The organism is Methylobacterium sp. HMF5984 (genome assembly GCF_045033435.1).
Taxonomy (GTDB): Bacteria; Pseudomonadota; Alphaproteobacteria; order Rhizobiales; family Beijerinckiaceae; genus Methylobacterium.
The window spans coordinates 1,906,749-1,921,469 of the sequence record NZ_JBJFLN010000001.1; the positions used below are offsets into that span (position 1 = coordinate 1,906,749).

The following is a 14,721-nucleotide window of genomic DNA, read 5'->3' on the forward strand; positions in this document are numbered from 1 at the left end:
CGCAATCGCCTCGTCTAACGCGAGAAGCATGAACACCGACCACGACAAGATCCTGATCGTCGATTTCGGCTCGCAGGTGACCCAGCTCATCGCCCGGCGCGTCCGGGAGGAGGGGGTCTATTGCGAGATCGTGCCGTTCACCAAGGCGGCGGAGGCCTTCGCCGAAACGCGGCCGAAGGGCGTGATCCTGTCAGGCGGCCCCGAATCGGTGACGAGCGACGCCTCGCCGCGAACCCCGCAGGTGGTGTTCGATTCGGGCGTCCCGGTCTTCGGGATCTGCTACGGCCAGCAGACGATGGCGGCCCAGCTCGGCGGCGAGGTCGAGGGCGGCCACCATGCCGAGTTCGGCCGCGCCGAGATCGAGATCATCTCGGAATGCCCCCTGTTCAAGGGCGTCTGGCACGTCGGCGAGCATTACCCCGTCTGGATGAGCCACGGCGACCGGGTCACCAAGCTGCCCGACGGCTTCACCACCGTGGCGATCTCGAAGAACGCCCCCTTCGCGGCGGTGGCCGACGAGGCACGCAATTACTACGCGGTGCAGTTCCACCCGGAGGTGGCGCACACGCCGCACGGTGCCCTGCTGATCCGCAACTTCGTGCGCGACATCGCCGGCTGCTCGGGCGACTGGACCATGGGCGCCTACCGCGCCGAGGCGATCGCCAAGATCCGCGAGCAGGTCGGATCCGAGAAAGTGATCTGCGGCCTCTCGGGCGGCGTCGATTCGTCGGTGGCGGCCGTGCTGCTGCACGAGGCGATCGGCGACCAGCTCACCTGCGTCTTCGTCGACCACGGGCTGCTGCGCATGGGCGAGGCCGAGGAGGTCGTGCGGCTGTTCCGCGACCATTACAACATCCCGCTCGTCCACGTGCAGGCGCAGGACCTGTTCCTCGACGCCCTCACCGGCGTCAGCGACCCCGAGGAGAAGCGCAAGACCATCGGCCGCCTGTTCATCGACGTGTTCGACGCGGAATCGAAGAAGATCGGCGGCGCGGCGTTCCTGGCCCAGGGCACGCTCTACCCGGACGTGATCGAGAGCGTGTCGTTCTCCGGCGGCCCCTCGGTGACGATCAAGAGCCACCACAACGTCGGCGGCCTGCCGGCGCGCATGAACATGAAGCTCGTCGAGCCGCTGCGCGAGCTGTTCAAGGACGAGGTCCGCGTGCTCGGGCGCGAGCTCGGCCTGCCCGACGCCTTCGTCGGCCGCCATCCGTTCCCGGGGCCCGGGCTCGCGATCCGCTGTCCCGGCACGATCACGCCGGAGAAGCTGGAGGCCCTGCGCAAGGCCGACGCGATCTACCTCGACGAGATCCGCCGCGCCGGCCTCTACGACACGATCTGGCAGGCCTTCGCGGTGATCCTGCCGGTCAAGACCGTCGGCGTGATGGGCGACGGGCGCACCTACGACCACGTCTGCGCGCTGCGCGCCGTCACCTCGGTCGACGGCATGACGGCCGACTTCTACCCGTTCGACATGGCCTTCCTCGGCCGGGTCGCGACCCGGATCATCAACGAGGTCAAGGGCATCAACCGCGTCACCTACGACATCACCTCGAAGCCGCCCGGCACGATCGAGTGGGAATGACCCGGGTTTTTGCTGCTTGCATCGCGGCACGGCCGATCAGGGCTACGGACCCGCACATTATTTCTCTTGAGTCATGAAGATGGTGACTGGTCGATGAGGGACAGTTAATGCCGCTCGGCTAACCTTCGCGCCTCGCCGCCTCGGGTGGGGGATTGCGAACCATGACCGCCAGCAAAGCCGAACCGATCGGCGTCGACCCGTCCGGCCGGACGGCAGCGATCGGCCGCGACCTCGTCCAGACCCTCGTATTCGCAGGTACGCTGCTCCTGGCGGCGTTCCTGCTCTTCGTCCTGCAGCCGATCTTCACCAAGCGCGTCCTTCCCGTCCTCGGCGGCACGCCCGCGGTGTGGTCGGTCGCGACGGTGGTGTTCCAGGGGCTGCTGCTCGCGGGCTACGCCTACGCGCATGCGACGACGCGCTGGCTGTCGCTGCGTGCCTCGGTCGCGCTGCACGGTCTCGTGCTGCTCGCCGGGGCGGCGTTCCTGCCGATCACGGTCTCGCTGGACGCCGCGGCGCAAGGCGGCGACGAGGCCGTCTGGCTCGTCGGCCTGTTCCTGGCCTCGATCGGCGCGCCGTTCTTCGCCCTGTCGGCGAGCGCTCCGCTGCTGCAGGCGTGGTTCGCCCGGTCCGGCAACGATCGGGCACAGGATCCGTACTTCCTCTACCGCGCCTCCAATCTCGGCTCGTTCTCCGCCCTGATCGCCTATCCGCTGGCGATCGAGCCGATCCTCGGGCTCGCCGAGCAGACCAGGCTGTGGTCCGCCGGCTATGCCGCGGCCGCGGCCGCGGTCGCGGCCTGCGCGCTCACGGTCGTCGGCCGAGGCGGCGCGCACGGGATCGTCGCGCCGGCGCGGACGACCGGCACGGCGCACGCGGCTCCGAGCCTGGCGCGGCGCGGCGCCTGGATCGGCCTGTCGGCCGTCCCCTCCGGCCTGCTCGTCGCCGTGACGGCGCACATCACCACGGATGTGGCCGCCATCCCGCTGATGTGGGTGCTGCCGCTGGCGCTCTACCTCCTGACCTTCGTCATCGCCTTCCGCCCACTCGCATCCTGGCCGGACCGTCCCCTGGCCGCCGCGCAGGCTTGGGGGACCGCGATCGTCCTCGGCGCGGCCGTGGTCGGCCGGCTGCCCTTCGCCGTCGACCTGCCGCTCAGCCTCGGCCTCTGCTTCGTCGCCGGCCTCGTCGCCCACCGCGCCGTCTTCTGCCTGCGCCCCGAGCCGGGCCGGCTGACCGAGTTCTATCTCTGCACCTCGCTCGGCGGGATGGTCGGTGGCCTGTTCGCGGCCCTGATCGCGCCGCGGCTGTTTGCGACGATCGCCGAATATCCGATCCTGCTGGTGGCGGCGCTCGCCTGCCGTCCCGGCGTCTTCGTCCGCGCCCGCCCCGTCGGCATCGTGGCGATGCGTCGCCTTGTCGGGACGCTTGCCGGGCTGGTCGGGCTCGCCATCCTCGTCCGCTACGCTCCCGACGCGGCGCCGCGCGCCGCAGCGGGCGCGATGATGACGGTCCTGCTGCTGAACTGGCGCGCGCCGCAGGCGGCCTTCGGCTTTGCCGCCCTGTTCTGCGGGCTGGTGCTGGCGATGCCGCATCTGACGATCCAGGACATCGAGAGCCGCCGCAGCTTCTTCGGGGTCCACCGCATCGAGACCGATCCGCAGGGACGCTTCCGCCTGCTCTCGCACGGCACGACCCTGCACGGCGCCATGCGCATCCGCGAGGACGACGGCAGCCCGGTTGTCGAGCCGCCGGAGCCGACGACCTACTACGCCACCGGCAACGCCATCGCCGACGTCCTCGAGGTCGCCCGGCGTGCCTACGGGCCGGTGCCGCGGGTCTCGGTGGTCGGGCTCGGGGCCGGCAGCCTCGCCTGCCAGGCGCGGGCCGGGGAAGCCTGGACATTCTACGAGATCGATCCGGTGGTCGTCGCGATCGCGCACGATCCGAGCCTGTTCCGCTTCCTCTCCGCCTGCGCGCCGTCGGCCCGCATCGTCCAGGGCGACGCCCGCCTGACCCTGGCCCGCGCGACCGAGCCGACCCGCGTGCTGATCGTCGACGCGTTCTCCTCGGACGCGATCCCGATGCACCTGCTCACCGGCGAGGCCCTGGCGCTCTACCGCGACCGCCTCGACGCGCAGGGGGTGCTGGCGCTCCACATCTCCAACCAGCATTTCGACCTGCGGCCGGCGCTCGCCCGTGCCGCGGCGGAACAGGGCCTCGCGCTTCTCCAGCGCATCGACCCGATCGTCGAGCCGATCGAACGGCGTTTCCGCGCTCCGGCGATGGTGGTGATCGCAACGCGCGATGCAACGATCCGGCGGGAGGCCGCGCGGCTCGGCTGGACGCCCGTCGTCCCCGACATGACGCGGCGGCCCTGGACGGACGACTACGCCAACGTGCTGGAGGCCTTCCTCGACATGATGCGCCCGCGCGGCGACGCCACGCCCGCGCCCGAGCGCTGACCGGGTTTATCGATCGGCGCCGGCGCGCACCGGGCGAAGCTCACAGGGCGGTCTTGGGCATGAGCATATGGACGCCCTTGTTGCCGTCGACCGTCTGGGTGATGCGCAGGTTTCCGGCGAGCGAGCACAGCATGTAGGCCTGGTTGCGGGTCAGCCCGGTGCGGGCGCAAACGTGGCGCACCGCCTGCCGCATCGCCTCGTCGAGGCTCTCGTGCAGGCCGATCGTCATCAGGTCGGTGGGCGTCTCGGCGAACGGCCACTCGTAGCCGAGGTCCTTGCGCACGGTCAGGCGGAAGGTGCCGGTGAGGCCGGTCTCCAGCGCCGTGATGCAGACCTCGCCGTCGCCCTGCACGCCGTGGCCGTCGCCGGCGTAGAAGCCGGCGCCCGGGTTGTAGACCGGCAGGTAGAGGGTCGAGCCGACCTTCAGCTCCTTGTTGTCCATGTTGCCGCCGAAGCCGCGCGGCACCGCGGTGCCGACGCGGCCCCAGGCGGCGGGCGGCGCCGTGCCGAGGATGCCGAAAAACGGGTCGAGCGGCAGCTCGGTGCCCCAGGGCAGCACGCAGACGCCGCGCGCGACGTCGATGTCGGGGTGGATGGTCTCGTACTCGGTGAACTCGTCGGGCAAGGTCCCGAGCAGGGGCAGGATCGAGACGAAGCCCCAATCCTGCCGGAACGCCTGATCCAGGATCTCGACCTGCAGCACGTCGCCCGGCTCGGCACCGCGGACATGGACCGGCCCGGTGACGAAGTGCAGCCCGGGGCCGGGGACGCATTGATCGAGCACCGCGAGGTGCTCGGCCGAGACCCGCGCGGGATCGGGATGCAGCGACTCGCGTCCGCCGGCGGGGAAGGAATGGAGGGTGACCGTGTCCCCGGACGCGATCTCGAGCACCGGCGGCAGCGCGGCGTCGAAGTAGCCGAGCACCATCTTGTCGGGGGTGGCCGGGATCTCGTGATGCGTCGGCATGTGCGCTCCTCGGCTCGGATCACAGGTCGCGGCGTCGCGCTCGGCGACGCGGCGGAACGCGGATGCAATCGACGAACCAGGGCCCGGCATCGCCACGACGCATGCCGGTTATCGCCCACCGCCCCCGCCGACGTGGATCCCGATCACCACCCGGCTCGCGGGACGGCGAGCGCCGTCATCAGGCCGGTCTCGTCGACGAGCGCCGCGACCGCGTTCTCCCGGCTGCAGGAATCGGCAGGGATGCGCAGGCGATAGCCGATCCGCCGCTCGCCCATCGCTTCGAAGCCGGGCCGAGCCGCGAGGTCCCGGCGCAAGCGCCGCGGCTTGTCCAAGGCGGCGAGGCGCCCGCCGCAGAACAGGGCGAGATGCAGGCTTCGGCTCGGCTGGTCCGGGTCCAGCGCGTAGGCCCCGACCAGGAGCTCCGTCGGGGAGATGCGCTCCACCGTCTCGACGGCCGTTCGCAGGGTGGGGGGCAGGGCGAGGCCTCGCGCGGCGATGGCCGCCTCGGCCGCCGCCCGCGACGTCCATGCCGCGGCGGGCAGGGCGGCGACCGCAGCGCGGGCCCGGCTCTCGGCCCAGTCGTTCCGCGCCGTCTCGGCGCTGCCCCAGAGGGCGCAACCGGTGAACACGACGAGGAAGGCGGTCACACCCCGCCTCAGCGCGACCGGACCCGCAGCGTCGATCCTGCCGCGAACGCGCCGATAGAACGCGACGTCGAGGGGCCCGAGGAGCGCGGCGGCCAGAAGCGAGCCCGCGAGGCAGACGCCGGCATAGGCAGGCCCCGACCAGTCCGGCGGGCAAGCCCAGCCCGCCAGCAGCAGCACCGGCGGATGCGCGAGGTAGAGCACGTAGCTCCAATCCCCCAGCGCGATCGTCCCCCGCGCCACCGGCCCCTCCCGGCGGACGGGCGGCGCCGTGACGGCGGCGCCCACGATCAGCACCGCGGCGACGCCACCGAGCCAGCGCGCGGCCGCCGTGTCGACGAAGACGCAGAGCACCAGGAAGGGCAGGGCGAGGAGCGCCGTCGCCGGACGCATCCAGCCCGACGCGATCAGCCGCGGCAGCAGCAGGCCGCCCGCGAAGGGCGCACAGGCCGCCGTGACCGGCACCAAATAGAGCGGCGGCGGCATTAGGCTGCGGCTGTCGGGCGGCAGCAGCGGAAAGGCGACCGCCAGCAGGACGAGCCAGCCGGCGGCGAGGGGAACGAGGCGCCGCGCCTGCCCGGCCGAGGCCAGGAGGAACAGGCCGACATACAACGACAGCTCCAGGGCGAGCGTCCACTCCACGTTGAGGGGCGAGCTTCGCGCGCCTCCGGGCGCGAGGGACAGGGCGAGCACGGACACGCCGCCGAACTGCAGGCCGAGCGCCGCGAACAGGCCGGCGAACAGCACCACCACCGCGACGTAGGTTGGGAAGATGCGGCTGACCCGATGCGCGAGGAAGACGAGCGGCGCATCGCGGGTGACGAGCCGGGCCATCAGGAAGCCCGACAGGGCGAAGAAGATCGCCACGCCCCAGACGCCCATCAGGGTGTCGAGGGTCGCGAACGGCCGTGCGGCGCCACGCAGCGCCTGGGCATACACGGCGACGTGGTGCACCAGGACGAGGCTCGCCGCGAACGCCCGCAGAAGCTGCAGGTTCGCCAGCGCCCCGCCGGGCCGCGCGATGCTCACGGCCGCCAGGGCGCCGCCTCCCGGCCCCGAATGCGTCGGGGCCGTGACGGCGGGAGGATGATGTCGGTCGAGACGAGTCTGCATCGCCGGCGCTTCGAACGGTGTTGCACGCTGAGCGTCGCAGCGCGGATGCCCGCCAGAAACGATCAGAAACATGGCCGATACAAGATGGCCGTACCGTCTTTCGCCGGGTCTGCCGTTTGGGCCACAGTATGGGGATACCGGTATCGCTCGAACACTTTGCCCGGATGGCGTGCGAAGCCTCGCTCGGATCGCAGAACCCCGATCCCCCGCATCGCCGGCCCGGGGCACCATGGCGCGATGCGCGCCGCGGACGGCGACATGCGCCGTGACGCCTCGCCGATCGTTGGAGCGCGGCAACGGCGACCCACGCCGTCATCCCCCCGGCCTTCGACCCCGCGACAGCCCCGTTGCGCCGCGCAGCGGCATCGGCTAGGAAATCGGCACGGTCAGCACCCGTAGCTCAGCTGGATAGAGCGTTGCCCTCCGAAGGCAAAGGTCACACGTTCGAATCGTGTCGGGTGCGCCAATCTTCTCAACGACTTAGCGCTTTTGGATTGGTCCGGCTCACACAGCCGGCCCACATAGCCATTGCACGGGGCTTCGGTCATGGAGAAGATGGCTGAGGTGTCACGGCTGTCGTCGTCCCTCGCCGCGCGGGTTCGCTACGCGCAGATAGTTCGAGGTCCGATCCTGCCGACACAGATCGCAGCGCTTTTGGATGCAGCGAGGCTCCTTCAGGCTCAGGGTGAGACCTGGCCGCCGCTAGTGGCGCGAGTTCTCCGCGACATAGCTCTCCATCTTGAGCGGCTTGACGCCGAAGGCTGACTGCATTGAGCTGTGTCGGACACCAAAGCGATACTGCCACGGCAGGCGCTGCGACGAGACATCTGGCCCCGCTGACCACCGCACGCTGGCCGTGCCATCAGCGGGCATGATCCGGGTTATCAAGCACATTCTCATCGAGCCCACGGCCGATCGGGCTGATCGCATCGAAAGCATCCGCACGGTTATCCTAGCGGCGTTCCCGGACGCGACGACCGAGATCGTCCCCGGCCTGCTCGACGATGACCTCGTGGTCGAAGTTCGGGTTCCGCTCTGGCAACTCGACGAGTGACAGGCCATGCGGAAAAGCTGGGGTGACTTCAGCGCGGTTGGGCACGATATTGAACGGCGCATCGCTTGAGCTCGCAACCGAGCGGACCGGCGCGGCGCTCATCGCAGTTGCTAAGGTGCTTAGCCACTCAGGCAGGCGTTGGCATTCAAGCATTCTGCTCATCCCGCACCGTCATCTGTCGCTGACACCTTCGGTCGGACCGCCCCGGACCTGGTATCGCCGGCAGTCAGACCTGTCCCGTTCAAGACACCACGTTTGCTTGAGAGGTATCTAAGACCTCCTGCTTCGCCGGTCCGCCCGGCAAATTATCCCGACAAATCCTAGGATAGTCTGGCAATTGCACGCGATCTTGTGATCGAGTAATTTAAAAAAATAGATCTCGAGATTAAGAAAACATGATCTATAGGGAGATCATCGAAGGCGCCGATCTCGTGCCGCAGGTCGTGCACAGTGATGCCAGGGGAAATCTCGTTTCCTTCGAAGAATTCGGCAACGTTCCTTTTTGCCCCAAACGCGTCTTTGTTATTATGTCGGACCGTCCGGGGCAGGACAGGGGTGGTCATGCCAATTCCTGTGATGAGTTGATCAGCGTCATCAGCGGCGCGGTGACGATCGAGATCGACAACGGCCGCACTCGTAGCTCCGTGCGCCTCGACAGTTTCGACGAAGCCCTATGGATCCGTGCGGGCATCCTTATTGTGTTGAAGGATTTCGCGCCGGGTACCGCGCTCGTCGTCTGCGCGTCCGAGCGCTACGAGGACACGCGCCATTTCGACCGCCCGCGCATGATCGTGAAGCGGCCCGTGTGTCCGGCATGATCCCACAGGCGGCGCCGCCGCTGCGGATCGCTCGGTTCCGAGAGGAAATCGACGCGAGCATTGCCCACGTCCTCTCCGGTCCGTCTTACATCTTGGGGGAAGCAGTCGCTAAGTTCGAGGCCGCCTTCGCCGTGACGGCGGGTGTCGAGCACTGCATCGGCGTCGCCTCCGGTACCGACGCGCTGGCGCTCGCCCTGCGGGCGTTGGGAGTCGGGCTCGGCGATGAGGTGCTGTTGCCCTCGCTGACCTTCGCCGGCACCGCCCAGGCGATCCTGCATTGCGGTGCCGTCCCGGTCTTCGTGGAGGTCGATGCTACCACTCGCTGCATCGACCCGGTAGCTGCGGAGCGGGTTATCGGTCCCCGCACTGTCGCCCTAGTGCCGGTCCACCTGTTCGGCCACCCGGCCGACATGCACGCACTGATGGTGCTGGCGGATAAACACCGCCTCGCGGTGGTGGAGGATTGTGCCCAGAGCCACGGCGGCACCCTCGACGGAAGAGCGCTCGGCAGTTTTGGTCACGCAGCGGCTTATTCCTTCTACCCAACCAAGAACCTCGGCGGGGTCGGTGACGGTGGTGCCGTGGTTACGGCGGACCCGGCTATAGCCGACCGCTTAAGGCGCCTACGCTGTTATGGCTTCGCAGCGGGTGAGCGGGTGAGCGGCGGGATCGGCTTCAACTCCCGTCTCGATGAGATCCAGGCGGCGATCCTCCTCGCTCTGCTGCCACATCTAGCGGAAGCCAATGCTGAGCGAAGGGCAAGCGCAGCTCGCTACCGGGCGCTACTTGCGGGGATGGGGATTGGCATGCCGCCCGAGCAGGCCGGAAGCGTTTATCATCAGTTCGCGGTGACGGTTCCCGACCGGGACAGGCTGAAACACCGCCTAGATGCGGCGGGGATCGGCACGGCAGTTCATTACGCGCCGGGCCTGCACCGCCACCCGGCCTTCGTCGATGGCGCCCGCACTCCCCTACCGATTACAGATGCGCTGGCAGACAGTCTCCTCAGCCTGCCGATCCAGCCCGAGGTTGCGTCGAACCACGAGGAGCGCGTGGCTTTGGCGATCCGAGGACCCGTTCATTGCGCGGAGTGATCCTGTACGGAATCGGTTCGCCGATCGTGGTCGATGTTGAGGAGAGCCTGTACCGGGCAAACCTGTCCCTTGTCGCTGGCATCGCCAATCATCCGGGGCCGGCCCATCTGCCAGAGGGCGCTCGGATTCTTGTGCCTTCCGACCTCTCCGTCGAGGAACGAGACCTGCCTTTCCTCGTGCCCCTGTTCACGCCGGGCCACCGGCGGGCGGCCGCTCAAGAGGCCGCGCGGCACGGCCTCAGCCGACCGCTAACCCTGATCGACCCGAGCGTCGCCGCCCCACGTCATCTGGAGATGGGGCCGGGCTCCTACGTCAACGCTGGATGCAGCCTCGGCTCTGGCAGCGTGTTCGGGGCTTTCGTCTTCATCAATCGTGGGGCAAGCCTCGGCCACCATGTCCGAGGCGGCGAATACGTTTCGGTTGGGCCCGGCGCCGTACTCGCCGGCCATGTCAGCCTTGGCACGGGCGCCTTCGTCGGCGCAGGGGCGACGATCTTACCGGAAGTGTCCATCGGAGCGAACGCCGTTGTTGGTGCGGGCTCGGTGGTGACGAAGGACGTACCGGACGGTTGCCTTGCGCTTGGCAACCCGGCTCGGATCGTCCGCCAGAACATCGGCGGCTATAGAGGGCTCGCCACTTTATGACTCGGCCTGTCGTCCACCTCTACACACTATGCTGGGACGAAGCCGACATGCTCGGCTTCTTTTTCCGGCACTACGATCCCTTCGTCGACCGCTACGTGATCTACGACGACGGCTCGACGGACGGCTCGCGCGAGATTCTGCACGCCCACCCTAAGGTGGAATTGCGCGACTTTCCCCGCACGGATCCCGATTCCTTCGTGCTTTCTCACCGGGCAATGCAGAACGAGGCCTGGAAGGAGAGTCGTCATAGGGCAGACTGGATCGTTGTTACGGCCATCGACGAGCACTTACACGTGCCCGGCCGCGCCATGGCCGATTACCTCGCTGAGGAGGCCGACCGGGGCGTCACTCTGATTCCGGCGCTGGGCTTCGACCTAAACCACATCGAGATGCCCGATGATGCGGGCTTACTCGTGGAGCGCATCACGCGCGGGCGCCCGCGCCTCGCCTTCAATAAGCTCAGCATCTTCAAGCCCGAAGCACTTCGCGAGACTGGCTTCGGGCCTGGGCGGCATGGGGCAACGCCGGAGGGCGACCTCGTCCTGCCCCCGCACGACACCCTCCAGCTCTGGCACTACAAGCATCTCGGCTTCGAGCGGAACGCAACCCGAGAGACGATCCAGGCCGAACGGCTTGGGCAAACAGACCGCGCGGAGGGTTTCGGCCAGCACTACTTATGGGGACGCGACCGCCTGCGCGTTTTCTGGGACGAGATGGAGCGCGAGAGCATCGACCTCGCCGTCGCTGATGCGGGATCCCTCGCCATCCGGCCTCTCTGGTGGGAGGAGCATGGGATGCGGCGGGCCAATCCGGCGCCTTTGCCGCGCCTCGTGCCAGCGGCGCCGGGGGCCGTGCCAACTGTGTCGGTGCTTATAAAATCATACCAGCACGCGCCCTATGTCCGGCAGACAATCGAAAGTGTGCTCGCCCAATCCTTCCAGGATTTCGAGATCGTCGTCACTGACGACGGCTCAACCGATGGTACCGCCGATATCCTGCGCGGCTTCACCGATCCGCGCATTCGCCTCGAATGCCGGCGCGAGAACCAGGGCATATCGGCGGCAATGAATGCTACCGTTGCGCGGGCGCGGGGGCGCTATCTTGCGATCCTCAACTCCGACGATTGGGCGCTGCCGGGTCGTCTTCGGCAACAAGTCGGCTTCCTGGATGCGCATCCGGACGTCGCCGCAGTGTTCGGGATGCCCAGAGCCGTGGATGAGGCAGGCTTACCGACGCAGGCCTACAACGATTTCACCCTGCCGCTGCGCTTCGCAGACTTCTCCCGACGAACATGGCTGCGCTTCTTCTTTTTCCGAGGCAACATCATCTGCGCGCCCACCGCGATGATCCGCAGGGAGGCCTACGAGGCCGCCGGCCCCTACGACCCGCGGCTGACGAATATGCAGGATTTCGACATGTGGATTCGCATGGTGATGGCTGGGCAGCACATTCACGTCCTGCCCGACAGCCTGACGGCGTTCCGCATCCGCGACAACATGGCCAACGCCAGCGCTCCGAGCCTGGAGGCGCGCCTCCGCTCGACCTTCGAGCATTCCATGATCCTGCACCGGTTCAAGGTGATGAGTGAGGTGCTGTTCTCCGAGCTGTTCGACCCTGAGGAGATCGCCCATCCCGACGAGCCGCTTCCCCTGCGCCTTGCCCAGCTCGCGAGTGAGATCGATGCGGCCGTGTTCCGAAGCTTTGCCCTGCACACCCTCTACGAGGAGGCGCACACGCCGAAGCAGCTCGCCGACCTGCGCGACTGGAGCAGCCGGATTGACGTCCTCGGCCTTCGCGGAATCGAGGAACGCGAGAACCGGCTCCACGCCATGGCCGCCGAGCGGGAAGCACTCGCTGCCGACCGCGATCGCATCGCCGCGGCACTAAGGAACGAGGAGGAGGTACTTGCGCAGGGGCGCGCTGCGGCCGAGGCCGAACGGGTCGTTTCCGTCGAGCGCCTAGCCCGTGCGGAGGCGGACTGCGTCCAACTCGCGGCCGAGCGAGACGATCTTGGCGCACGGCTGCACGCAGCCCTCCAGATACAGCAGCGTATGGAGAGGACTCTGTGGTTTCGCTCAGCCCGTGCCGTGCGCAAGGTTCGCCGGATGTTTCACGCCTGACACACGCTCTCGTACTTTCATGCCGGCGATGATCCCAACTATTGCTGGTGCTTCGATGAGCCCGACAGGTATCTCGGCACGTCGAGTTGCGACATCCTGGAAGCGCTGCCGGAGGCGCGCCAGGTTGTAGGCGCCACGCCGTTGCACGGCGGACGCCCGACGGTAAGCCGACGTCCGAATCTCAAACTTCGTACTCCTAGGTGCGCTTCGCGGCGAGGCTGGCATGAGCCGGTACGACCCTGCCATGGTCATGGCCGCGGCCAAAGATGGCGTCGCATGCGTCGATCAGGATCAAAACAGATAACGATCCGCAAAAATCGATGACCGGAGCATGTTTGCCCCGGCCAGGATCTATCAGCAGTTCTAATTGTAGCGGTTAGGCGACTGGATGGAAAACGCCATCAGCATAGGCACTACGACCCTCGATGGCGCCGTACTGAAGGTAGTGTTGCATCGGATCGATCCCGGCAGCCTTCACGTCCGCGTTGGCCGCCTCGTACGCGTTGGTGTCGAAGCTCGCCGACGGATCACGGCCCTCGTGCCAGCCGAAGCTGTCGTAGTGCGCCAGCGGATCGATGTTGGCCGCCTTCACATCGGCGTAGGCGTTCAGGTAGCCCTTGGTGTCGAACACCGCGTTCGGGTTGCGGCCCTCATGCCAGCCAAAAGCTTCGTAGTGATTGTAGGCGAAGGCGAAGCTGTCGCCGCCAGCCGTGAGCGCCGCCTTGGCCACGTCCGTGTTCGACAGGAGGTAGTACTCCGCGTCAAAGCCAGGATGCACGCCGAGATCGCCGGCCTTGCCGATAGCCGCATAAGCCTGCCGGCCCTCCGCTTGTCCGTAAGCAAGGTAGTGACCCAACGGATCGAGCCCGGCAGCCTTCACGTCCGGATTGTGCGACAGGTACAACTCGTTGTCGAAGTTGGCCGACGGGTCGCGGCCTTCCTTCCAGCCGAACTGATCGTACTGAGTTAGCGGATTGATGCCGGCCTTGGCCACATCCGCGTTAGCCGCGAGATACCCAGTGGTTGAGAAGTCCGCATTCGGGTTGCGGCCCTCGTGCCAGCCATACTGGTTGTAGTGCGTCTCAGGATCGGCTCCCGCAGCGAAAACATCCTTGTTGTTCACGTAGTAGTACAGATCGTCGACCAGGGCGGACCCGGTGTTCTCGTTGACCGTGCCGTCTGTGAATTGGAAGTGCTCGAAGCCCGACAGAACATTGTGTGCACCGTTGGGACCGTCGAGCACCGTATGCCCAGCTGCATCGTAACTTATCGAGGCATCCGTCAGCTTGAAGCCCAGCACAACGGTGTCATCACCGGCCCCGCCGCTCATAAAATTCGATCCGGCCCCTCCGACGATAACGTCGTTCCCTGCGCCGCCGATTATTGCGTCAGAGTTCGTGGAGCCTACGAGGATATCAGCCCCGGAATTCCCACTAATCGTGACACCATCCGAGAACGCAATATCAGGGAGGTTCGGCGTCGCACCGAGAGTGAGGTTCTGATAATTCTGCGTTGGTTCAGTGCTTGGACCAAATAGAAGTCCATTCACCAGCCCCAAAACGCCGCTCACGGTATCGGGAATAATGCCGGTGGTGTGACTTCCAAAATCTACCGGGATCGGCACACCATCGTAGCTCGCGATTGAATTGCCGCCAGCGCTAACTTCGATATGGTCGTAGTATCCACTGGCCGATACAGATCCAGACAATGACAATAATCCACGGTCGGCCGTCACGGTGAACATGCCGGAGTACTGGTAGGTTACTCCGCCTTGCGTGAAGGAAAGACTGGAATAAGTGTCGACCTCGTGTCCAGGCAGAATACCGACCAGAGGATCATTATTCGTGCTGACTAACCCTTCGAAATGGGCGTTGTCGGAAGAGGTGATCCCCTGAACCCAGAGGTTCGGGGTGTAAAAACCATTGGGTGTGCTGACAGTCACGGACGACATCACAGGCACCTCTGAAACCCTTGCAGAATCGCATGGTCCATGGTGGTGCCGCCGCCCTCGAACGCAACCCTCGGTTGCGTTCGAGCATGATTTAGGACTACGCAGATGCGGCCTCGAAGACATTTTGGCCGAGTAGCTGCAGCCCCAAAGCGTTTCGTTCCGGCCTCAATCAGCGAATGCCCGACGCCGATCCGGTCGCGCAGGCGCGGCGCCCGACCACTCACGACAGCCGCCCGCGGGCGAGGTGCCAGCGGATCGAGAAGCGCAGC

Annotated in this window: 10 protein-coding genes and 1 tRNA gene; 8 read left to right on the forward strand and 3 right to left on the reverse strand. The window is 66.9% G+C overall.

Features of this window, described 5'->3' with window-relative positions:
• Nucleotides 1-28: 28 nt before the first annotated feature.
• Both guaA and ACFZ8E_RS09075 read left to right on the forward strand, forming a co-directional pair.
• Entirely contained in the window at nt 29-1,585 is a 1,557-nt protein-coding gene (gene guaA / locus ACFZ8E_RS09070; protein ID WP_147728849.1) for a glutamine-hydrolyzing GMP synthase, read from the forward strand.
• A gap of 161 nt (nt 1,586-1,746) precedes the next feature.
• On the forward strand, nt 1,747-4,047 hold the full coding sequence (locus ACFZ8E_RS09075; RefSeq protein WP_405042627.1) for a spermidine synthase: 2,301 nt from the start codon (nt 1,747-1,749) through the stop codon (nt 4,045-4,047).
• 40 nt (nt 4,048-4,087) lie between these two features.
• On the opposite strand, the gene ACFZ8E_RS09080 is transcribed toward ACFZ8E_RS09075, so the two are convergent.
• Nucleotides 4,088-5,014 carry an acetamidase/formamidase family protein gene (locus ACFZ8E_RS09080; RefSeq protein ID WP_405042628.1) on the reverse strand — a complete coding sequence of 309 codons (927 nt, stop codon included), beginning with the start codon at nt 5,012-5,014 and terminating at the stop codon, nt 4,088-4,090.
• A 143-nt stretch (nt 5,015-5,157) separates the two neighbouring features.
• A complete protein-coding gene (locus ACFZ8E_RS09085) occupies nt 5,158-6,687 on the reverse strand; it encodes an acyltransferase family protein (RefSeq protein ID WP_405042629.1) in 1,530 nt (509 codons plus the stop codon).
• A 473-nt stretch (nt 6,688-7,160) separates the two neighbouring features.
• Between ACFZ8E_RS09085 and ACFZ8E_RS09090 the strand changes: the two genes are divergently transcribed.
• The 6 genes from ACFZ8E_RS09090 (at nt 7,161) to ACFZ8E_RS09115 (ending at nt 12,501) form a co-directional block, all read left to right on the forward strand.
• Nucleotides 7,161-7,237, forward strand: a tRNA-Arg gene (locus tag ACFZ8E_RS09090).
• Nucleotides 7,238-7,510: 273 nt separating this feature from the next.
• A complete protein-coding gene (locus tag ACFZ8E_RS09095) occupies nt 7,511-7,825 on the forward strand; it encodes a hypothetical protein (RefSeq protein WP_405042630.1) in 315 nt (104 codons plus the stop codon).
• A gap of 395 nt (nt 7,826-8,220) precedes the next feature.
• A complete protein-coding gene (locus tag ACFZ8E_RS09100; RefSeq protein WP_405042631.1) occupies nt 8,221-8,643 on the forward strand; it encodes a sugar 3,4-ketoisomerase in 423 nt (140 codons plus the stop codon).
• Nucleotides 8,640-9,737, forward strand: a complete 1,098-nt coding sequence (locus ACFZ8E_RS09105) for a DegT/DnrJ/EryC1/StrS family aminotransferase (protein WP_405044354.1) — start codon at nt 8,640-8,642, stop codon at nt 9,735-9,737. Before ACFZ8E_RS09100 ends, ACFZ8E_RS09105 begins: the two co-directional genes overlap by 4 nt.
• On the forward strand, nt 9,734-10,381 hold the full coding sequence (locus ACFZ8E_RS09110; RefSeq protein ID WP_405044355.1) for a DapH/DapD/GlmU-related protein: 648 nt from the start codon (nt 9,734-9,736) through the stop codon (nt 10,379-10,381). Before ACFZ8E_RS09105 ends, ACFZ8E_RS09110 begins: the two co-directional genes overlap by 4 nt.
• 47 nt (nt 10,382-10,428) lie before the next feature.
• Nucleotides 10,429-12,501 (forward strand): glycosyltransferase, encoded by a 2,073-nt coding sequence (locus ACFZ8E_RS09115; protein WP_405042632.1) that lies wholly within the window; start codon nt 10,429-10,431, stop codon nt 12,499-12,501.
• A 376-nt stretch (nt 12,502-12,877) separates the two neighbouring features.
• Here the strand turns inward: ACFZ8E_RS09115 and ACFZ8E_RS09120 are convergent, their stop codons facing one another.
• Nucleotides 12,878-14,452 carry a calcium-binding protein gene (locus ACFZ8E_RS09120; RefSeq protein ID WP_405042633.1) on the reverse strand — a complete coding sequence of 525 codons (1,575 nt, stop codon included), beginning with the start codon at nt 14,450-14,452 and terminating at the stop codon, nt 12,878-12,880.
• Between the last annotated feature and the right edge of the window lie 269 nt (nt 14,453-14,721).

Excerpts from the sequence above, each read along its gene's own strand:
- ACFZ8E_RS09075 (WP_405042627.1), top strand. The coding sequence starts at position 1,747 with ATGACCGCCAGCAAAGCCGAACCGATCGGCGTCGACCCGTCCGGCCGG.
- guaA (WP_147728849.1), top strand. The coding sequence starts at position 29 with ATGAACACCGACCACGACAAGATCCTGATCGTCGATTTCGGCTCGCAG.
- ACFZ8E_RS09080 (WP_405042628.1), bottom strand. The coding sequence starts at position 5,014 with ATGCCGACGCATCACGAGATCCCGGCCACCCCCGACAAGATGGTGCTC.
- ACFZ8E_RS09120 (WP_405042633.1), bottom strand. The coding sequence starts at position 14,452 with ATGTCGTCCGTGACTGTCAGCACACCCAATGGTTTTTACACCCCGAAC.
- ACFZ8E_RS09115 (WP_405042632.1), top strand. The coding sequence starts at position 10,429 with ATGCTCGGCTTCTTTTTCCGGCACTACGATCCCTTCGTCGACCGCTAC.
- ACFZ8E_RS09100 (WP_405042631.1), top strand. The coding sequence starts at position 8,221 with ATGATCTATAGGGAGATCATCGAAGGCGCCGATCTCGTGCCGCAGGTC.
- ACFZ8E_RS09105 (WP_405044354.1), top strand. The coding sequence starts at position 8,640 with ATGATCCCACAGGCGGCGCCGCCGCTGCGGATCGCTCGGTTCCGAGAG.